At 37.8% G+C, this 20,476-nt stretch carries 28 protein-coding genes; 27 read left to right on the top strand and 1 reads right to left on the bottom strand.

From position 1 onward, the window contains the following. Positions 1 to 242 precede the first annotated feature (242 nt). Positions 243 to 653, top strand: coding sequence for a hypothetical protein (locus ACSQ8O_RS33590; RefSeq protein WP_056620515.1), 411 nt, complete (start codon positions 243 to 245; stop codon positions 651 to 653). Between the two features lie 185 nt (positions 654 to 838). Further along, complete coding sequence (locus ACSQ8O_RS33585) at positions 839 to 1,351, top strand: hypothetical protein (RefSeq protein WP_436245238.1); 513 nt, start codon at positions 839 to 841, stop codon at positions 1,349 to 1,351. Between the two features lie 436 nt (positions 1,352 to 1,787). Here the strand turns inward: ACSQ8O_RS33585 and ACSQ8O_RS33580 are convergent, their stop codons facing one another. Continuing rightward, positions 1,788 to 3,053, bottom strand: a complete 1,266-nt coding sequence (locus ACSQ8O_RS33580) for an IS110 family transposase (RefSeq protein WP_436245237.1) — start codon at positions 3,051 to 3,053, stop codon at positions 1,788 to 1,790. 173 nt (positions 3,054 to 3,226) lie between these two features. Here ACSQ8O_RS33580 and ACSQ8O_RS33575 point away from each other — a divergent pair, with 173 nt between their 5' ends. From ACSQ8O_RS33575 to ACSQ8O_RS33455, 25 genes are all read left to right on the top strand, one after another. Further along, a complete protein-coding gene (locus tag ACSQ8O_RS33575) occupies positions 3,227 to 3,562 on the top strand; it encodes a hypothetical protein (RefSeq protein WP_028554775.1) in 336 nt (111 codons plus the stop codon). A gap of 168 nt (positions 3,563 to 3,730) precedes the next feature. Continuing rightward, on the top strand, positions 3,731 to 4,315 hold the full coding sequence (locus ACSQ8O_RS33570) for a GNAT family N-acetyltransferase (RefSeq protein ID WP_056620522.1): 585 nt from the start codon (positions 3,731 to 3,733) through the stop codon (positions 4,313 to 4,315). Positions 4,316 to 4,587: 272 nt separating this feature from the next. Continuing rightward, complete coding sequence (locus ACSQ8O_RS33565) at positions 4,588 to 5,154, top strand: immunity protein Imm33 domain-containing protein (protein WP_436245236.1); 567 nt, start codon at positions 4,588 to 4,590, stop codon at positions 5,152 to 5,154. A 142-nt stretch (positions 5,155 to 5,296) separates the two neighbouring features. Beyond that, entirely contained in the window at positions 5,297 to 5,434 is a 138-nt protein-coding gene (locus ACSQ8O_RS33560) for a hypothetical protein (RefSeq protein WP_436245235.1), read from the top strand. Positions 5,435 to 5,853: 419 nt separating this feature from the next. Then, the gene (locus tag ACSQ8O_RS33555; RefSeq protein ID WP_436245234.1) at positions 5,854 to 6,279 is read left to right on the top strand and encodes a hypothetical protein; all 426 of its coding nucleotides are present in this window, start codon (positions 5,854 to 5,856) and stop codon (positions 6,277 to 6,279) included. A 188-nt stretch (positions 6,280 to 6,467) separates the two neighbouring features. After that, a complete protein-coding gene (locus tag ACSQ8O_RS33550) occupies positions 6,468 to 6,665 on the top strand; it encodes a DUF4926 domain-containing protein (protein WP_056620528.1) in 198 nt (65 codons plus the stop codon). Between the two features lie 18 nt (positions 6,666 to 6,683). Next, positions 6,684 to 6,953: a hypothetical protein gene (locus ACSQ8O_RS33545; protein WP_436245233.1), complete on the top strand. Its 270-nt coding sequence runs from the start codon at positions 6,684 to 6,686 to the stop codon at positions 6,951 to 6,953. 534 nt (positions 6,954 to 7,487) lie between these two features. Further along, positions 7,488 to 8,339 carry an imm11 family protein gene (locus ACSQ8O_RS33540; RefSeq protein WP_436245232.1) on the top strand — a complete coding sequence of 284 codons (852 nt, stop codon included), beginning with the start codon at positions 7,488 to 7,490 and terminating at the stop codon, positions 8,337 to 8,339. A 228-nt stretch (positions 8,340 to 8,567) separates the two neighbouring features. After that, entirely contained in the window at positions 8,568 to 9,017 is a 450-nt protein-coding gene (locus tag ACSQ8O_RS33535; RefSeq protein ID WP_436245231.1) for a hypothetical protein, read from the top strand. A gap of 234 nt (positions 9,018 to 9,251) precedes the next feature. Beyond that, positions 9,252 to 9,785, top strand: coding sequence for a DinB family protein (locus ACSQ8O_RS33530; RefSeq protein WP_171649549.1), 534 nt, complete (start codon positions 9,252 to 9,254; stop codon positions 9,783 to 9,785). A gap of 163 nt (positions 9,786 to 9,948) precedes the next feature. Next, positions 9,949 to 10,395 (top strand): hypothetical protein, encoded by a 447-nt coding sequence (locus tag ACSQ8O_RS33525; protein WP_436245230.1) that lies wholly within the window; start codon positions 9,949 to 9,951, stop codon positions 10,393 to 10,395. Between the two features lie 243 nt (positions 10,396 to 10,638). Then, positions 10,639 to 10,959: a helix-turn-helix domain-containing protein gene (locus tag ACSQ8O_RS33520; protein WP_436245229.1), complete on the top strand. Its 321-nt coding sequence runs from the start codon at positions 10,639 to 10,641 to the stop codon at positions 10,957 to 10,959. A gap of 874 nt (positions 10,960 to 11,833) precedes the next feature. Next, positions 11,834 to 12,289 (top strand): GNAT family N-acetyltransferase, encoded by a 456-nt coding sequence (locus ACSQ8O_RS33515; protein WP_436245228.1) that lies wholly within the window; start codon positions 11,834 to 11,836, stop codon positions 12,287 to 12,289. A 332-nt stretch (positions 12,290 to 12,621) separates the two neighbouring features. Beyond that, the gene (locus ACSQ8O_RS33510; RefSeq protein WP_436245227.1) at positions 12,622 to 13,131 is read left to right on the top strand and encodes a DinB family protein; all 510 of its coding nucleotides are present in this window, start codon (positions 12,622 to 12,624) and stop codon (positions 13,129 to 13,131) included. Positions 13,132 to 13,478: 347 nt separating this feature from the next. After that, on the top strand, positions 13,479 to 13,922 hold the full coding sequence (locus ACSQ8O_RS33505; protein WP_436245226.1) for a hypothetical protein: 444 nt from the start codon (positions 13,479 to 13,481) through the stop codon (positions 13,920 to 13,922). A gap of 172 nt (positions 13,923 to 14,094) precedes the next feature. After that, positions 14,095 to 14,304, top strand: a complete 210-nt coding sequence (locus ACSQ8O_RS33500) for a bacteriocin immunity protein (RefSeq protein WP_436245225.1) — start codon at positions 14,095 to 14,097, stop codon at positions 14,302 to 14,304. 127 nt (positions 14,305 to 14,431) lie between these two features. Next, a complete protein-coding gene (locus ACSQ8O_RS33495) occupies positions 14,432 to 14,884 on the top strand; it encodes a hypothetical protein (protein WP_056613478.1) in 453 nt (150 codons plus the stop codon). A 100-nt stretch (positions 14,885 to 14,984) separates the two neighbouring features. Next, positions 14,985 to 15,233, top strand: a complete 249-nt coding sequence (locus tag ACSQ8O_RS33490; RefSeq protein ID WP_436245224.1) for a hypothetical protein — start codon at positions 14,985 to 14,987, stop codon at positions 15,231 to 15,233. 151 nt (positions 15,234 to 15,384) lie between these two features. After that, entirely contained in the window at positions 15,385 to 15,720 is a 336-nt protein-coding gene (locus ACSQ8O_RS33485) for a hypothetical protein (protein WP_436245223.1), read from the top strand. Between the two features lie 419 nt (positions 15,721 to 16,139). Beyond that, positions 16,140 to 16,607 (top strand): hypothetical protein, encoded by a 468-nt coding sequence (locus ACSQ8O_RS33480; RefSeq protein ID WP_436245222.1) that lies wholly within the window; start codon positions 16,140 to 16,142, stop codon positions 16,605 to 16,607. 190 nt (positions 16,608 to 16,797) lie between these two features. Beyond that, positions 16,798 to 17,526 (top strand): GNAT family N-acetyltransferase, encoded by a 729-nt coding sequence (locus ACSQ8O_RS33475; protein WP_436245221.1) that lies wholly within the window; start codon positions 16,798 to 16,800, stop codon positions 17,524 to 17,526. A gap of 231 nt (positions 17,527 to 17,757) precedes the next feature. Further along, positions 17,758 to 18,213 (top strand): hypothetical protein, encoded by a 456-nt coding sequence (locus ACSQ8O_RS33470; RefSeq protein WP_436245220.1) that lies wholly within the window; start codon positions 17,758 to 17,760, stop codon positions 18,211 to 18,213. Between the two features lie 56 nt (positions 18,214 to 18,269). After that, positions 18,270 to 18,671 carry an Imm7 family immunity protein gene (locus ACSQ8O_RS33465; protein WP_436245219.1) on the top strand — a complete coding sequence of 134 codons (402 nt, stop codon included), beginning with the start codon at positions 18,270 to 18,272 and terminating at the stop codon, positions 18,669 to 18,671. Between the two features lie 316 nt (positions 18,672 to 18,987). Further along, positions 18,988 to 19,170, top strand: a complete 183-nt coding sequence (locus ACSQ8O_RS33460; RefSeq protein ID WP_436245218.1) for a hypothetical protein — start codon at positions 18,988 to 18,990, stop codon at positions 19,168 to 19,170. Between the two features lie 212 nt (positions 19,171 to 19,382). Continuing rightward, positions 19,383 to 20,435, top strand: a complete 1,053-nt coding sequence (locus tag ACSQ8O_RS33455; protein ID WP_436245217.1) for a copper amine oxidase N-terminal domain-containing protein — start codon at positions 19,383 to 19,385, stop codon at positions 20,433 to 20,435. The last annotated feature ends 41 nt before the right edge of the window (positions 20,436 to 20,476 follow it).

The following is a 20,476-nucleotide window of genomic DNA, read 5'->3' as shown; positions in this document are numbered from 1 at the left end:
CGTAAGTGTTCTCGCATTTATTTAGACTTACTATATCGAATACGGGATAACGGATGGTCAACATTTGACTTAAGTTAGCTGATGATTTCGTTGAACTAACGGGTAAACGATAGTGCAGGAGTTGCCTTGTAGCAGCTCCTCTTTTATTCGTTCAAGTATCGGGAGTTCTCTTCAGTACCAACACTTGCTAAAAATATATACGCTTACACCTGATTTACCAAATTACCGGGGGTATACGAATCATGAGTTACTATTTATTGGTATTTGAAAATACGAGAACTCCAAAAACAAAGAAAGAGTTTATGTCTTGGTATGAAAACTTAACAACTTGGAGTGAAGATGTAGACTATAACGAGATATCACACACAACTACGTCACTACAAAATTGGTTTCAAGAAAGTATCAAGTCATTTCCTGCTATGAACGGTTCATTTGCACCATCTGATGAGGAAATTAATGGGAATGAGGAGCTTGAGGAAAGATTAACTGATTATTGTGTTGCATCGAATGCTATTTACATGGCCTTTGCATGGTCAGTAGCTGAAAAGGCGTACGAACATGTTCGCATGTTAGCAACTAAGCATAATGTTGGTTTTTTCAATGTCAGTAGTGAGAATGGTGAAATTATTCTTCCAGATGGTTTAAAAATTTAGTAACGTACTTGAATTTGTGGGGACGTTTGTTGAGGGTCAGGCTGCCGGTGATAAACTCGGTGGCCTGTTGTGTTAACGGTTAACGAAACTGTATAATGATAAATTTTACCAAGTAGGAAATTGCAACATTTAAATCAATATCAACGTATCTATATCAACCAAGATTAAGGTAAAGGCGTGAGGAAATGAAAAAGAAATTAATAATAGGTCTTATTATCATAGCAATTGCTATAGTAGTCCTTGTCTTCCCTCAGAAACCAAGAAATATAGAACCGATTCAAACCCAAGTAACGATTGGAAACTTGGTATATGATATCCAGTTAGACAAGAACCAGTTTAGCAGATACGAGGAAATTTCAGTTCACACGAAAGTGACGAATATTGGAAATGAAACCTATACCTCCTTATCAGGAAGTTCCAGCTGCCCGAGTCACCTATCTGTCGAAATTGTTCACGAAAAGTCAAAAAAAGAGCTATCCATCAAGCCAGGTGGAGATTGTACAGCGGACTTGGCAACTTCAAAACTGATTCCTAACCAAACCGTTGAAGACACAGATACGTTTATCCCAAAGCAATTGGAGCAATACGGATTGAAAAGAGCCAAAACTGGCTCTTATGAGGTTCGTGTGGCTCTGCCCCGCAGTAATCCAACTGGAGAACGTCGCGAGAACGCGTTTGCTAAAATTATGATGTATTGATTTGAACTTCGCCCAGCTCTTAGAGTTTCCGACGTTGTACAAGAGGACATTAAGCTCCCTCGGAATGATTTGATTTCCTCACGCAAGCTCGTCTATTCGCAGGATTTCATCTCTTAGATGTTAATAATGAATGAAAGAGAGCGGGAAATATTAGGACGTGTCGTTAAAAAGGCATGCGGGAACAGAGGTGAAGCTAACTCACCCAATTCATTCCAAATGCTGCACGTATTCTCCACGATGCCCTTAGTGATTTTCACTCCCATGTCTCAACGGGTCATAGCCCTTACATTCCTTCGTCACATCTATCTAAGGGGTGGAGGTCGGTCTTTCTAACGGAACGGGTCAGAGCCCTTTTGCGTAATGTATCCCGATACTCCGTGCTTTCTTTGTCTCCTGCGAATGCGAATACGCCAACTTACGTGAGATAAGGTATATTTTAAGCTGCTACTGCAAAGATTTTATCGGGGTTGTAGGCTTCATCACTACGGGCCATTCCTACTAAGAGTCGAGCTAGCTTTCCACATAATTTCATAATAGATTTCATCTTTTTGAGTTTTTTTACTTGAACATTATGGTGATGTAAGGCTTTAAATTCTTGGTTACTCATGACCATGCACATCGTAATTAAATAGAGAAAGTGACGCAGGCGTGGACGGCCTCGTTTACTGAGCTTCAGTTGACCCTTCCATTTACCTGAGCTTGCTTCGGTCACATTGAGGCCTGCGTGACGGAGTAGAGCATTCCCGTGCGCATAACCTCTAAGATCTCCAGACTCTCCTAAAATACCAGCTAGAGCAATTGCACTTATTCCAGTAATGGCAAGGATTTTGCCTGAATAGGGGATACGTTCAACAACGTCTTTGGCTTCTTTTTCGATTCTTTGCAGTTGTTTAGTGGCTAAGTCATGCTCCTCAAGGAGCTGCTCTAGATGGAGTTTGTAAGCATGTGTTGCCTGCCTAGATCCAACAGTTTTCTTGGCAAGATCGATGAGTAGATGAGCTCTACGCACACCTGAATGCCGTTTCATTGATTTCTGCCATCCTTTAATTACATCGTCAGGACTTAGTTTACATAGCTCAGCCGGGAGCGGAAATAGCCGAAGGGTTAACAGTGCACCTTTACAAGTTAAGATCTTAAAGACTTGTCTCAGTTCAGGGAAGACAATGTCGACCCAGCGGTGGATCTGGTTAACGGCACTTACGAGTCGTTTAACGACCGTTTCTCGGTTAGCCATGAGCACGCGCAACTCTTCGTACTCAGAGGAGTGGAAACGGACAGGGGAGTAGTAGCCGTTTTTCACCATGTCTGCAATAACTAATGCATCTTTTTTGTCGCTTTTAGAGCGTGTATTGTCGCGGTTTTCTTTATTCTTTTTAACTAAATGCGGATTAACAAGTACGGCTTCAATGGCTTTGTTTTGGAGCCACCCGGCAAGGCTTAGCCAGTAATGGCCAGTCGGTTCCATACCAACGATAACTTGAGATAATTTAAATGAAGCTAACAAGTCGCGAATCCAACGGTCGAGGGACTTGAAACCATCCTCGTCATTACTAAACACTAAAGGATTACCGAGAGCGACACCTCGAAAGTTAACCGCTCTGGCAACATGTGACTCCTGAGCAATGTCTACACCAACAACAATATGATTAAAGGTAATGTTTTCAATGAGTTGATTTTGCTTATCTTGTGATTTAAACTTCATAGTAGAGCGTCCTCCTGGATGATGGAATTAAAGGGATTTTGACCCGTAGCGTACTTCCATCGTACAGAGGCGCTCCTTTTTTTACAAAGCTGAAATTTATCCATCTACAGGAATCTAACGAAGAACGTTAGTTCAACATTTCAAAGTAAAACAAAAAAGAGGGGGTAAATAAATTGGAGAACAGACTAACTCCTAAGCAACAAAAACGACAACTAGAACGTGAAATTATTGATGAGTATCACAAATTAGAAACTGAACAAGCCCTGGAGCCTTTGTATCATTCTTTTTTGGAATGGAAATCAGGGACATTGCCATATTTCGAACTAACTGAACTAATTCATCTATTCCATAAGAAGAACCAGGAGATCTATAAAGACTTTACGTATACAGATAATAAAGACCTCCTTCTTCTTGCAAAGATGAAATTGGGCCGTTTATCCGAGGATGATATTAGAGAAAATAAACGGCTTTTAGAGTTTTGGGGTTATGATGAAAATACCTCTAGTTAAATATATTGTCATAACTGAATCATTTACATGGAGCAGATGTTGAAGATTAGTTCCCCCGTGTTCATTAAACTATTGGGCAGATTACTTCATAAACGTGTTAATTTTATATTGAAGAATGAGTAAAATGCTGTTAATCTTATGGAAATATTTTCTGTGGGGGGTTATTGAATGAGCACTAAAGCAACCGATCCGATACTATATACGATACCTGAGAGCTTTGAAAGTAAACGATTGCTTATAAGAGCCCCATTATGGGAAGATGGCGTGGCGGTAAATGAGGCAGTTAAAGAAAGTATCGAAGAATTGCGTCCCTGGATGCCGTGGGCTGGGAACATTCCTACAATTGAAGAGTCTGAAATAAGTATCCGACGAGCTAGGCTTCAATTCTTGGATCGCACCGATCTAAGATTACTCCTTATTCTGAAAGAGACAGGCCAATTAATTGGTAGCAGCGGTTTACATCGAATTGATTGGCAATCGCGTAAATTTGAAATTGGTTATTGGGTGCGTACATCTTTTGGCAATAAAGGATATATTACTGAAGCAGTAGACGCTATTACAAACTATGCTGTACAGGAGTTAAAGGCTAATAGAATTGAAATCCGATGTGATGGACGCAATGCACGAAGTTCACGAATAGCCGAACGCCTAGGATTCACATTAGAAGGAATTCTTCGAAATGATAACTGTGATGTAGATGGTTCATTGAGAGATACTATGGTATTCTCTAAAGTTCGCGGTGTGGAGTTTTAATTATTTATCCAATCTTTTTACGGATTGAACGCGGAACGATAGCGTAATAATTAGGGAGCAGATCGCCTCGCGGCAGCTGCTCCCTGGATTCGTTAAGGGAGTATAGTATAATGACAAGGGAAAAGTGATATGGAACTAGAATTACTAATCAACTGTAAAAAGGGACGAAGTGCAATGATTTGAAATGAGGAGAAAATTAATGATTGAATATCGCGGAATTGAAATTTTGTTTGAAAATGGATACATTCAGACAAAAGGACTATATAAAATGATTGAAAAAGAATTTATTATATCCATTAAAAAAAGGTTGCATAATGAGATATGTAGAGCTGATCAGATACCTAATTAATTACGTGATTGATGCTAAACCATTAATTATGCCTGACCAAACCATTGCATTCCATTCTTGGTTGTTAAAATGTTGTGAACTTTCTGAACTTTATTATGAGATATGGGAAGTCCAAAGCAATGGTGAAGGTTTTGGTGAAGGTGCAGACTATGCAATTAAAGTAGTCCAAGAACAGAAACAAGAATGTCAGGAAAACGGAGCAACTCCGAAATTTCCAATTTTTAATCAAATGATAGTTATTTCTAAAGGTGTGTACGAAGGACTAGCAGTCGATGCAGTGAGATATCCTTCACCAGAGCATATGTCAGGATGGTGGCTTACAACTGACCTGTATGACGATAACGTGGGATCTTTGATGACGGTTTATTATCACCATTTAGCATTTAAAAGGCCAGACCTAATGAAATATTTCGCTTTACCTTATGGATATAGATTTAATACCGCAGGGAAAGAACAAGATGTTTGGTTCGATGAAAATGCAATAAATTAACCACTTTTGTTCCTCAGCTGGTCGATTACGCTAACGGATAACGATAGTTTAATTAACCGCCTTTTCAAAGGGCGGTTTTCTTTAGGGATAAAAACAACAATTAAGGTTTAACATAGCCTTAATTAATAGGAGAGAATCAAGAGTGAATGAAAAAATACCATACTTAGTCGGAAATGCGTCATTAAAATCAGAATTATGTATTGAAGAAGTTGGAGAGAAAATATCGGAAAAATTGTTTGGCGGTTTGAAGTTCATAGGAAAGGATAAAAAGATTTACTAAGAAGTTCCTGCAGTTTATTTAGAACATGATATAATGTCCCTTAGAATAATTTTGCAGGGATTCAGTGGTCGGGAAGAAGATCAAGGTTTTAGTTTAGGAATTTTTCCGTTTTCAGCATCCTATATTTTTAAGGGTCAGGAATTGGAACACTTCCGAGTAGATGGATACCTAACCTTGTTATTAAAAGATGCCTTAAAAGATGTTGAGGAAATACAAGTCATTGATCAAAGAACTAGTAAGAAGTAACAGTTTTATTTAATTAGATAAAAAGTGAAGATTGTTCAGCTAACGGATAACGATAGTTGAGGAGTTGCCTACGCGGCAGCTCTTTTTTGTTTGTTAAATTAACGGGCAGTTTAATGGAGTATTATTGAATTATGAATTGAGGGGAAGGGTGCGAGTTGGAATATAAAGACTTAATGAAACAAAAGGATATATTTTTCTTTGGTCTTACAGAGCCTGAAGTAAATTCATTAAGACTGCACTTCAGTAAAAGTGAAACGGGAGAAGCTGAACCACTTATTATCGGTGAAAAAAACTTTGGTGATTCATACCCAATTATCATTGACGAAAACTCGCCAGTAATACAAGTTGACTTTGAGACTTACGTTGCATATTCAATCCGAAATGAATCATTTACAACATGGGATGATTATGAGGAGTTTGAAGGGGAAATATTTAGAATCTATAAGAAATCAAGGTATCTTGATTTTATTACTGTTGGGACTTTCGCATCAGTAGATTTTCCAGGACCATTAAAGCACTATGGGATTTGTTGTCTTGACCACATTGTTGATGTAGTCTCAGTCTCTGAACCTGTAGTAAATGAAATAAAAAGACGTTAATTGCAGTGAAATGTGATGAGTTGATTTACTAAGCTAACGCAGAACGTTAGTTGAAACAAACCAGGGAGCAGATGCCGAGGCAGCTGCTCCTTTTGCCATTAAGCTATTGGGCAGATATCTTCAATTCAGTATGTTAAAATATGGTTAAACATTAATATTTAAAAGGTTGAATGGAGCGGAGTATTATAGTGAAATTTGAAATATTCGATGTAGTCAGATTGCTTAAAGACTTCGATGACGAAGGTGTATTAACGGGAGAAGTTGCAACGATTGTAGAAGTTTATACTTTGCCAAGGGAAGGTTACGAATTAGAGTTTGTGGGTGAGGGTGGGATAACTAAGGCATTGTTCGCTGTTGGACCAGATGACATTGAACTTTGCATTTAATCTACCTCTTATTTACTAATGACAACGTTACAGGTAAAGGACATGGGAAACTATATTTTCAATCGCTCTAATAACCTAGATTTCGGAATGAGCAATGGAGGATTGACCGTCTTTCTTACCGTATTGGGACTGAGTGGCACATTATCAGCTAATACGAAAAAAGAGAAAGAATTAATATTGTGGCTTATGGAACACGACATTGAAGTGAGAGGTCTTGGAAATGGTGGGTTTGATGTCGAGGATATACCTTGGGATGTAATTAACTTTGAAATCGAAAAGAGTTCTTAGTAAATGTTATTCAAGGGGCAAAACAGAAAATTGGATGGGATACTTTAGATTATGTTCCGAATGAAGAATTAATCATGTCATATTTGGGGAGTTTTATGGAAATGATTCGAATCCTTGCACCTGAGAATATAAAAAAAGATGAATATATAGAATGGATTAATTTGGGGATTAGGGACAAAAGGTTTAAAAACCCTGAAGGATATCCGAAATGTGAGAAGCATGGAATTTTATTATATTGGAATGGTTGTATAGCGTGTAATGATAAATGATAATCGGGAAAGTCCATTTAACTAACGGGACACGATAGTTCAATAACAAATTGAAAAGGCAGCCAGCCCAGGTGGATTGGTTGCCTTTTCTCAAGTAACGGGCAGTAATGCGGAACTACATTAAGTGGTTATTGAGGCACTGGTGCATTTTAACAAGAATGGCTATGTTAATAGAGAGAAAATCTTCACTGGCGTTAGCGAGCAAACTAGTATGAAATAATTAGGATGGTTTATTTTAAATTTTGATAGCAAAGGAGTGGTTTGGTTGAAAATATGGTGGCTAGATTATCACCCAGTTTATAATACTGTAAGTTTTGTAAATTATGATGAAGGAAAAAAAGTTAGAGAATTGGTACAAGATGCTAACCCGTTGGTAGGTAATTGGAAAACATACAATGTGATTTTAGATAACAAGGAAAAACCTTCGGATATATTAAATGCGGTTGGAGGGGCTCTAATTGTAAGTGAACGAGCAAAAGAAATAATATCGCAAACACCAAACCTGAATGTTGAATTCTTACCACTAACAAACACTGAAGGTGAGTCTGAGTTTTTTGTCTTGAATGTATTAACGGTTTTAAATTGTGTAGATCCGAACCATTCAAAAGAGAAGCGACTGGGTAGTTCGAATTTGTTAATTGATTATGAAGAGTTGGAGCTTTTTAAGGATGTTGTACAAGATAATGATATTTTCAGAATCATGTTACATGAAGGAAACAAGATCTTAACTAAGATTTATGTTTCTGACCGTCTAAAGGAAATGATTGAAAACCACCTGAAAGGGTATCAACTCGTTGAGATGTGGGATTCGGAGTTTTCTTGGAAGCAGAAAGAAGAAAAGTATGTATCCATGTGTGAAGAAATCAATATTTCATTAAAAGTAACGTTTGATTTTCAGAAAGCTATCGACTATATACAAAAAAATAAAGGACAAATAGTATTTAGCGGAAAATGGGCTTTAAAAGTTGATGAGGAAAATGAAATATTGCTGGGGCAGCTTGTACTAGACGGCACTTATTCTTGGATCAACCCAGTTTATTATCCTCCTGTGATTTTGGGATTAACATGGGGAATTAAAGAAAAGAAAAAGTCATTATTTAGCATATTTAATTTATAAATTTATTGTTAATGAAGGCTAACGACTGTAAATGATCGGTAGCCTTCTCAACTAACGGGCAGTAGAGCGAAGTGGTAAAAGCTGTTTTATACTCAATGCACCCATAAGTTACATAAATGGCAAAACCAATTTATGAAAGTTAAAATTCCCCATATTGCGAAACTTTGTACATGCACCAAGCGTCTGTAAAGTAAGGGGCAGGATAAGTAAGGAGATGGGGAAGTTTCAATGAAATTCAATAAGAAAAGATACTTAATAATTCCAATAGTTTTAATTGCAGTAGGCTATTTGCTGTACACAATGTTATATATAAATATTTACGGTTTTACAATAAGGAAATCTAAAATCCAAGATATTATTGTTTATACTTCAACTGATACCTACCAAATTAACAACAAAGAACTTCTTGAAAAAATTTTAGATGAAATGTCTAAAATGAAGATAACAACAAAAATAGAAAACAATTTTCCGCCAGGCGAGTTATATTCTCAGATGCCAAAAATTCTATTACAAGAAGGAATTAATAAAGAAACTAATTCTACTTATGGTGGTAGCTTGTGGAATGTAGGGAATCAAATTTGGGAAGATAGTAACGGATATTATTGGAATGTAACATCTGAGGTTCTCGATCTTATTAATGAATCTATAAAAGATAAAGAAACGATTAAACTGCACTAGGGAGAATTATCAAAGAAGAAGATTAAGCTATCGAGTCCCTATAGCTCTATAATAATTTGACTTGTATATATTTAGCTAAAAGGTCATTCAACTAACTGGGAACGATAGTTCAATCATGACACGACGGCAGCCGCCGAGGGACAGGCAGAATAATTAAAGGGAATCATTCTGAGTTAAGCGAATTATTAAAAAAGTGATATGTGCATTTTCATTAAATTGCAGAGGGGAAATAGTGTGCCAGACCTAACAAAAAACGTACTTGAAGACATGAACAAGCAGCTCGATCGAATCATAAAGAGCTTAAACCGACTTGATGATGATTTGATTTGGAAAAAAATGAAGGATTCTATGAACAGCATTGGAAACCTTTGCTTACATTTAGCGGGAAACGAGTATCAGAACCTCATAAGTGCAATCGGAAACAAACCCTTCATTCGGGAACGCGCTCAAGAATTTAATTCTGAAGGTGGCATATCGAAGGATGAATTGAGTAGTCTTCTTTTGAGGACACGATCTGAATCGGAAAGTATATTATCAGTTTTGTCCGAGCAGGATTTAAAAAGGGAAGTCATAATCCGCTATGACTTGGAGGATTGGAACAGAATGCTTCGGGTTAATGCTTCAGAAAATGAAACCTATGAAGTGAGAGTAATCAGTCGGCTTCTTGTTCAGGTTGCGGCACACTATGGATATCATGCTGGGCAAATTGTGCTACTCTCCAAATTAATGAAAGATTCGAATGAACACATAACAGGACAGTATCATTGATCATTCATTCAACTAACGAAACTTATAGTTCAAAATTGGAAGGGCTGCCGCTTAGGCAGCCCTTCGTTGAGCTAACGGGCAGTATAGCGCAACTAAAAATTCCCTTTTTCGTCTAATAATGTAGTAAGAAAGGGGGGTTCTAATGAACCGATCTTTTAGCAAGATGATTCTGTCAGTAATCCTGTTGTTCACGCTCACTCTGCTTGTTTTGTTGGCATCAGGTTGTATGAAAAAGGAAGAGCTGAAAACGAGCACTGGAATTGAACCACCGAATCCCAAGATAATGGTAGACGGGAAAAACGTACCTTTCCTACTAGGATCTTACCAATGGAAGAGTGCTATCGCCGATGCACCTCAGCCGTTGAAATTAGCCGAGCATGTCAAACCAGTTAACGCTTCGCCGTCGTCACTGCTCATGGTGGAATTTGACTACAAACCTAATGAGTTGAAACTCACCTCATGGGCAACCGAAGGAAAACTAAATTATAGCGAACCTATTGATGGCTATGAAGCCAAGCTTCCCGCTGAAAAAGGGCGTTGCATCTACACTTTATCGGGTGTTTGGAAGGAAGGACGCGGGGAATACGTGTTTGTTATAGATATAAAATAAAGATTGATTGAACTAACGGATAACGTTAGTTCAATAACAACAAGAGAAGGCAGCCGACCTAATGATCGGATAACGATAGCTGAATAAAGACACCTCGGCAGCCGGCCATGATGATCGGCTGCCTTTTCCACGCTAATAAAGGGTAGCATTCGTTATATAATATTTAAATAATAACTACATTGTAAAAGGAGTTTATTATTACGTAGACGAATATGAAAAATAAATATATTGCAGGAGGAAAAAATGAAAAATTCTGTAAATGCATTGACCATTGTATTTTTAGGTGTTTGTTTAATAATTGGGTGCTGGCTCATATCAAATTCATTTAACAAAAATAACGTTGAAGTTCCATCTTCTAATCTTCAGAATCAGCTTTTAACCCGTTCTGAATTAGCCCAATACCTAGGTATTAGTGAAACTGCGGTAGACAAACTGGGCCCGCAATCCATGGGGGTTACAACTACAAGTCAAATCCCGTATGTGAAAATTGGGAATACAATATATTTCCCATTGAAAGCTATTGACAGTTGGCTTACAAAAACTGAAGCTGTTATTGTCCAATAACAAAATGTAAGACAAGTCCTATCTATTGGACTTGACGTATTGGGCTAACGGAAAACGATTATTCAATAATAAAACCAGTACGAGGCTGCCGGTATCAATCTGCAGCCTCGTTGAAGTAACGGGAAGCTTTATTCAACATAAGAGGTATGGCATGTGAAGCATCTGAAATTCTTCCTTTTGTTCTTTGTCATTGTTTCGGTGTTCTCATCAAATATAGAAGGAGCGTTAACCAGTACCTACCCAAGTTCCGTTGCATGGAATAATCTCCTATATGGACTTTCCACCGAGGGAGTCGATAACAAAGACATTGGCAATGAGATTGGAAAGATTGAACGCCAAAGAACTCCGATGCCAAAGAAGAACGGCGAGTCAAATGATATACGTATACCAGTAAGAAGCCTGTAGTTTGAAATTAAAGGGGCAGACACTCAAGATGTAATAGCAGTTAAGGTAAACGATAAGTTCTTCAAGGCATCTAAATTTGGACCGATTCAAGTTACAACAGACCAGTCCAAAAAACAAACATGGATAGTTACACTATCGTTTATTTGTTTCTTGGTCCTTTTAACAATGACAATTGTATGGAGAAGAAGAAGAAGACGTATGGGTTAGTTCATTCCGCTAACGAAGAACGATAGCTCAATAAAATACCAAAACAGGCTACCGCAGATTTATTCTCGGTAGCCTGTTCCGTTAACGGGCAGCTATCCAATGTTAATATCTTAGTATTACAAATGACTACATAGATACGCCCTTATTAACCCGCTATAATATGCGAAGGACATAATGACCTTAAAATAAATAATTACAATGATTTTTAAGGTGGCTCAACCTCTATGCTGTCAAAAAAAGAATAAAGGAGCTGTTACGTTAAATGAAACAGATTACTCTTCGCCAATCCCAAAATTCCGATGTTGAGACAATTGCTAATTTACGGACAATTGTACTACGAAATGATTTAACTAGGTTAGGAAGGTTTGATGAAGAGAAGGTTCGTCAACGCTTCCGTAATTCATTTGACTCAGATCACACTTGGATTATTGAGTCAGATTCTTCTATTATTGGCTGCGTAGCTCTTAAACCAACGTTAGATGGTTATTTATTGGAACATTTCTATATTTATCCCAATTACCAAGGTAAAGGAGTCGGTAGTCATGTATTAAAAAAATTGCTTGAACAAAATGATGTAAAAGGAAAACGTGTAACATTAAATGTTTTACAAGGAAGTTCTGCTAAACGTCTTTATGAACGGTTTGGTTTTAAAGTTGAAAGTGAGGATCTCATAGACGTTTACATGTCTGTGAATGTAGAGGGAAATATCAGAACCTGAAGAGCATATAGAAACTGACGGATATTATATAGAGATCAGGTAATTCAATCCTTGGCATATGTTATTAAACTAACTGGGAACGATAGCACAATAATCAGGGAGCAGATTGCCGCGGCAGCTGCGCCCTGTTTTCATTAAAGTAACGGGCAGTTTAGCGTGGCGGCCAACCAACTAAGTGGTTGCTTAATCTACTCTCAATTGTTGGAAGGAAAGTTCTATTCTTTCGCGAATTCATTAGACATGCTGAAGTTACGAATTTCGCAAAAAAATCGCGGTAGAGCATTGGAAAGAGCATTTTAGTTTTCTATATCTTCATAGAAAGGTGATTATGCATGAACCAAAGACCGTCAGAAGAAGAATACGCCGGGGACGCCGGCGAGTATATCTGGTTGGTGCCGGAAGGCAACATCATCGACATTCTGCTCGCCCAGGAAAAGCAAATGACCGAGCTGCTGGCATCGTTGACCGAAAGCCAGAGCGCCTATCGGTATGCGGAAGGAAAATGGACGCTGAAAGAAGTCGTGGGCCACATCGCAGACAGTGAACGCGTCATGACCTACCGCCTGCTCCGATTTGCAAGAGGGGATCAGACGCCTCTGCCCGGTTTCGACCAGGAATTGTTCATTTCTCCTTTCGGAAGTTGGACAACCGCGCAATTGGCCGAAGACTACCGGACCGTACGGCAATCGACGATCACACTGCTGCGCGGGTTACCGACGGAGGCGTGGTCCCGCAAGGGCACAGCCAACAACGTAAGCATTACGGCGCGCGCCCTCGCTTATGGCATCGCAGGACACGAGCTTCATCACATGGGGATCATACGAAATCGTTACTTGAGTTAGTCGTCCTTACTTTATGGCACCCTTTCCGCCCCGTTCATAGACTGATATGAAGAGAGGACAAGACGGGTTGAAAAAAACAGCAGCGATTGCTTGCTGACTGGAGTTTTGTCTAAAAATGAATAGCAAATAATAATCTCAAACGCAGAACGAGAGTTCAATAATAACATGAAAAGGCAGCCAGCCCAGGTGGATTGGTTGCCTTTTCTCAAGTAAGGGGCAGGAGAGTTCAATCGTTTCACGAATCCTTCATGCATAGAAATTCACGAAATTTCAACTACCTGTGAACATAAGTTTAGGAGCGAGCCTGCTACGCGGTAGCTTCTATTAAATGACTTGGAGGTTAAACGTTGTATCCTTTATATGGAAAAATTTTTGTGGCGGTATCTTTTATTACTGTACTGGTTGGCGTTTTTTTGATGAATCGTTCCCAAAAATCAGAAGGTATTTTTAGTAGTAAAAAGATTCAGTGGATACTATCGCCAATATTGCTGGTGATATTTATTGTATCTGTGGTATTTGTACTCCAAGCTAAAGACGTGAAACATAGAAGGGAAATTACAAACCTAATTGAAAGTAAGGGGGCAGTGGTAATATCAATTGAATCTTCGAGGAAGAGTTTAACTCCATTTAAAGAGTGGGATAAAGGAAGAGCGAAGCCCAAAGATGATTACTTTTTCGTTACATACTCCCTGAAGAATCAGATAAAAACAGCGTGGTTCAAGGGAGATAACGCTCTTTATAAAGAGACTCCAACTCCTGAGAAGGAAAAATGGATTTTTGACGTCCAATGAAACAAACAAATATGCCTATCTTATGGGCATTCCACTAACGTAAGAACTTTTGTTCAATACACAGCAATGGGAGGCTGCCGGCACAATCGGTAGCTTTTGCTCACCTAAGGGGCAGGTTAACGTGGTGACTACGCAGAATTATTATTCATCATTTTGAGGATGGGTGACCGTAATGAAGGTGCTAATTAAAGAGGAATTGATCGAGTTAGTAAGGAAAATTATGAACGTTGAAGGCAGTGAAGAAGAAATCGATAACATGATCGAAATTCTCAAATCTAACGTCCCGCATCCTGAAGTTAGTGATTTAATTTACTGGAATGAAAATGAACTCACAGCAGAACAAGTGGTTGAACAAGCACTAAGCTATAAGCCCATTCAGTAAAGGAGAACTATAGTTAAACATCTGAAGGGTGCCGTCATGGTAGCCCTTCACCCCGCTAACGGGCAGGATAGTTCCAATATGTGGTATATTTGGATTAGGGATTTAAAACAAGGGAGGGGGCATATTGATGGAAAAAAAGTATCTGGTTAAGAGTCCTCCAGGGGTTGGAACCATTTTAGGCATGATTGCTATTATATGTAGTCAATCTATTCTTGTACTGAGATCATGGGATCGGATAGGAGTATATTACGCTTCGGCAACGGTGATACTTCTTTGTTTAGTTGTACTGTTACTCGCATTGTACAGAACATTCTTCAAGAAACCAACCGAGTTATGCTTATCCATTGACAAGATCATATTAAATGGAGTTCTAATTACTTCGGGGGATATTAAAGTGATAATGACCAAGGGGTACTTTAAGCCTGTTATCGGAATATTGCTTCACAGGAGGAAGATAGTCCCATTAGATATGGCATTTAGGTATTCAAGGGATGAAGATAGAGGTATTCCGGATTTAAAGAGTTGGGCAAAAATGAACAATGTAAAGATGGTCAATAAATCGTTTCAAACGTGGATATAATTATATTCCCGAACACGATTTGGTACGATCATTTTTTACTAGCAAATTATGTCTTGTAATTATTGCATTCAAACCAACTGATAAATACATTCAATCTCCTATGCCCAATGTAGATGTAGATAATCGTGGTAGGGTAGTACAGATTGAACCTAATAGAATCGGCATAGTTGATACAGGTCATAGTAGTGGCTATCAACAACTAGTTATTTTTGATTATGATAGTAATACAAAATCTTTTAACATCGTAGGAACTCTGAACTATGAAGAATATTTTACTCACCCTGAAAAATATGGAATACCTGTTAGGAAAAATGATGCAAATAAAAAAGAAATTGTTTCGAACAGATAACGAGTTGGAGGGGCAATTTTGAATATAAGACATATAGAGACTGAGGATATCAAAGTAATTCTAGAATTAGCCTCGGGGAAATAATTCCTAATGTATGTCAATAAAACATGGATTTCATTGGCGATTTTTAGTTAAGGAGAGATTGATTTATATGTCGATGGAAGAAGAGGTAATCCCTTTACTTAGAACTGGTTTTATTGCTGTAATGGGAATTGTAGTAATCATTGTAATTACTTTGATGGTGAAATATAGAAAGCGTGGCTTCGGTTGGTTTTTAGCTCACTTACTACTATTTTCTTGGAGTGCATTAGGTTGGATAAGGATTTTGGAAACAAGAGCCACAGCCAGTTCGATTGATAATTCTTTAACCATAGCTTGGATAGGTATAATATGGATGTTAAGCATGGTTTGTTTTGTAAAGGGGTTATTGTTTCTGATACCTAAAACTGAAAAAAATGAACTTCATATAAAAGAGAAGTCCTATTAAAGAAACCACTCCGTTCAGACCGCCACGGTAGTTTTCTCGTTTTGTTAAAAGCAATAGGCAGTATTGCGGAATACTGTAGCAATTGGGGATTACATGAAAAATGAATAAATAAACCGAGGTACCAAAGTGCTCGTATTAGTTAATCCTAATTCGAACGCTTTTTTTGTTCTCTAATATCATTGATTTAATAAAGTTTTGAACTAATAACGTATGTAAGTTATTAATTATAAATAACTTTTGAACGCATATTCGAATATAATACTCTGGTAACCGTGTCGGGTTCTAACTACAGTGGAGCAAGTGCTTTGGCCTTATGAATTTAAGGTGCATAACTAAGAAAGCCCCATTTCTTCATGAATTGCAACCAAGTGTTTCGACAATCGTAATATAGCATATACTGATGTTCGGAGGTGCTTGAGATGGATTTTCTGAAGGATTTAGGTAAACTGGCAGGCGATGTGATAGGCAAAGTACTTGGAGGAACTGTCCGTGTGGCAGGGGAGCTTGTTCGCAGTGATTATATAAAGGAAATTGGGAATGATGTAGAACAGTTAACGGCCAAAACGGGTGAGATCGCAGGCCATGCAGCGAGCGGTGTATGGGATGTAGGCGCAGGCTTAATTACCGCGGATAAGCAACAATCGAAAGCTGGACTCCATGAGCTTGAACAAACGGCCATTACGACGGCAAGAGGAGTTGGCCATGGCATCGAGTATGTGGTTGAGAGCGGAAAAGATGTCGTGACAGGCTTCAAGGATAGCGATAAAGCACGGATGAAAGACGGCGTGAAAAAGCTGGGTAAAGCGGTCGCTATCAGCATTTTGGCTATCGGTGTGATCGATGTCGTCGATGGTCCGGACGTACCGGATTCCTCAGGTGCGGTGTAAAACATGTACCGTCATAAAAACAGACCCAACGAGATATCGGAGATATCATTGGGTCTGTTTTTAGTTTTTGTGCTAGTTAGAGTTTTTGTTGAAGTAAACGGGCAGATTTGTTTAATTGAACAATCATGAATGCATCATTGCATATGTATAAATAATACAATTTGTGTTGTTGATGATGGGGGTGAGTTAGTTGGATGAAGAAACCAGATTAAGAGTATATAAGGATTGGGCTGAGCGATTTGATTGTGATATTTCATCCATGACTATTCCGAACGTCATACTTCGTGAACACTCCAAGACTTTGAAAGGTTATAATGGTATTTATTGCTTTTTTAATGGAACAGCAAGCATTATATCGTCTCCTACTAAGTATATCTCATTTATAAAAAGGTCTATCAGTGGTAGACATCCAGCGGAAACGTTTGATGCTAATTTTCTTATAAAGTCAATTGATATAAGTAAGTACAAGGTAGTTGGTCCTGCATTTCAGGGATATGTTGATAGGGCTTCATTTCTCGAAGCATCTTCCCTTGAGGTTGTAGAACTTGTAACTTCAAATCAATTATTTCTACTGAATGATTTACGTAAATCTTGCTCTGAAACAGAGTGGGAGCATAGTTCCATAGAAATCAATAGACAACCAATCCTAGCAAAGATGTCTGAAGAAAAAATTGTAGCAGCAGGTTCTTGGAGAGAAGAGCAATCTGGTTTTCTTAGCGTAGGTATTTTAAGTCACCCTGATTATCGAAGTAAAGGGCACGCCAAAGCAGTTGTAAGTGCTTTAACGAGGAAAGGGTTAGAGGATGGTTACACAATGCATTATCAAACTTTAATGTCCAATAGTTCGTCAGTTGCTGTTGCTAAATCGCTGGGATTTGAAAAATTAGCTTGTACTTTGGCTATAAGGATTCTTGAGTAATTCTTGGATTGGTTTTAGGCAGTAATTAATTTGATATAATTTAACCTTCTAATCTAAAGTAAGAACGTTTGTTCAATATACAGTAACGGGAGGCTGCCGGCACGATCGGCAGCCTTTCGCTCACCTAACGGGCAGTTATGCTCAATAAAGGTGCAGTAATCTTTGTTAATATAATTATTACTTTGATGTATAATTATGGGAGTTAAGGTACTTTGGAAAGGGGGACTTTTCATGGGGGAGAAACTCAGGGTTAAAATGTTATTTAGACATATTGTTTATCTTTTAATTGGAACTGTTTTGGTGAATTTTTTAATGGCTCTAACCAACGCTGAAGAAAATACTCTTCCAGCTTTTATAATCTCAACTGTATTCCTTAGCATCTGGTTTTTTTATGGAATACGTCAACACAATAGGAGCATGTATATTTTGTTTACAATTATATATCCAATTATTGGTATTCTGCTTGGGTTGCTATTTCAAATTTTCAACTGGAATATGCTCGCGGAGTTTTTACAGTATCTTTTTGTAAAGCCTATGCGAGGATATTATTTTCTTCAAGATTATTTCCCAATTAAGTATCAGATTTTTGTTGAGTACATTACATTATTTATAATACCTAGCTTATTCGGATTACTAGGTCATTACATGAAAATGTTACGAAAAATAAGTAAATTAAAAGCATTCTAGCACTAAGATCATTCAATTAACGAATAACAATAGTTCAAGAAGTCAGGAGGGGCATAATGTTCGAATTTCATGGATGGATTGTGTTGAGATACCATACTCATGACACCAGTGAAGTCTTGCAAGATGAAGCCTACAGTAAGTTCATGAACTATTTGAAAGTTGTAGATACTGAAGGACTTTCGAATATTAAACGAAGGAATGGATTAGATTCTTGGGTCATCTCTGGCTTACATAATCATTTCTCTAGTTATGTATTGGGGATATATGAGTGGGTGTCTGAGAACCTACCAGGCTCATATGGGCTTTTATATATACATGACGATGAAGATGTCGAAGATTACAACAAATTTATTGTATGGAAACTCACTCGTGGAATTATAAGCCGTGAAACGGACAGTCTCCTATCGCCGTATATCCCTGTGGTTGAGGATGAATATGATCCAAACAAAATAGATTAAATAATGGTTTGATGATTAACCTAACGGGTAACGATAGTTGAGGGACATTCTTCGCGCCGCTTTGTTCCTACACACTAATTCGAAAGGGTTCGATACCCCTGCAATTAATACTGAAGGATGGTGTGTAATTGACGCATTAAAAACAGAAGCTAATCCAAGTAATATTCCTTGCTGCTATAACCCTGACCGCAATGTTGGCTAGCTGCTCGAACAAAACGAACGGAAGAGAACATGTTGTAATGGAATATCATTTTACTCCGTCAGTAAGGAAGGGATCGAAGAGTTACACCAGCTTTTGCAGGGGGCAGGCTATAGAATGTACGACATCAGATCGTATACGGCGGAGAGTACCAAGGAATGGGAATTTACGGCTTCAAAACCTCTTTTGGTTACTGAGAAAACATTGGAGAACGAAAAGATAAATAAGTTGTCAGAGAAATATCATGTCAACTTTAAATCAAAGGAACTTCCTATTGAGAAATGGGGAGCTGCAAAATAACCGCCTTTTTTTTAAAGGCGGTTTTCATTTGAGTTAAAACAATCTACGAAAGGTTAACTTAACGCGCTTATAAAGTTGTTAATAAAGATCGAAAGTACTCGAAAAAAAAAGGAAACTTTTCCCAAAATTAAACGTCTAAACATATTAGGATATCTTGAAAAATTACTTAAATATCCAAGAAGAAGATTGTTCGCAAGATAGGAGTGGGGATTATGAAAAAAAATATTATTATTATTATTATTACAATTATGATTTTTCAATTATTTTTGTTTTCTAATTTTTCGTCGGCACAAGTGAATTTGGATAGTACGACAAAGAAAGACGATGATAATCTTCTTGTCACTCTAGGTCTATCAAATGATGAAATATTGAAACTTGACTATCGCAGTGAAATTTTAGCGAATGCATTAAGAACACAAAGCATTACTGAAAATGAATTAAGGACCATCACAAAAGCCTTCTTAACCCCCATTCAAAAAGGATTATATGTCCCAAATAGTGGGCAACCCAAAGGTACACCTCCGTCTCCAAAAGAGCCAGAACGTATACCAATGAAAGTTAAGTTTAACGGCAACCTTATGGATTTTGAGGATGAACAACTTCCTATTATCAAATATGGTGTTACATTAATTCCATTAAGAGTGATCTTTGAAAAACTTGGAGCTAAAGTTGAGTGGAATCAGGATACGTATACAGTAACTGCAACAAAAGAAAATACAACTATCGTTCTCTCCGTTGGTGACTCAACTGCAATTATAGATGGAGCTGTAGTAAAGCTAGAACAGCCTTCAGAAATTGTTAATGATAAAACAATGATACCCTTGCGCTTTGTTAGCGAAGCCCTAGGTGCAAAAGTTGATTGGAACCCCTATGCAAGGACAGTCCTCATTTATAATGAATTAATTCTTAAAACACTTGCTTACGTTGTTCCAGGTTCAATGGAGCATAATGTTGTGGATGCACTTGGTTCAAATTATCAGAAAATAATAAGTACGCAATCACAATTACCTGTTTGGAGGTATGATGATAAAGCAACAACAAATTATTCGGTTCCTAATACAAACGAAGTTAATGTTGATTTCCAAGGGTTGTCGAATGGTTCACTCCGATCGCAATTATTTGTTTATTGGAAAGAGGGGAGAACAGAATCTTATCCTTTAATTGATCATTTTGTTTTATATCATTTTGATGAAATTGATCAAAAGATTCATGAATTGCATATAAAACGAGATGTAACAATTGAAGAGGTTATCTTGGATTTATAGTTGTGAGTAGGTTAAGACGGGAGGATTTAGAAATACTGGAC

Source organism: Paenibacillus sp. LjRoot56 (assembly GCF_964253335.1).
In the GTDB taxonomy this organism is placed as follows: Bacteria; Bacillota; Bacilli; order Paenibacillales; family NBRC-103111; genus Paenibacillus_E; species Paenibacillus_E allorhizoplanae.
The sequence above is the reverse complement of the archived record's forward strand: the minus strand, read 5'-3'. Positions and strand labels throughout refer to the sequence as shown.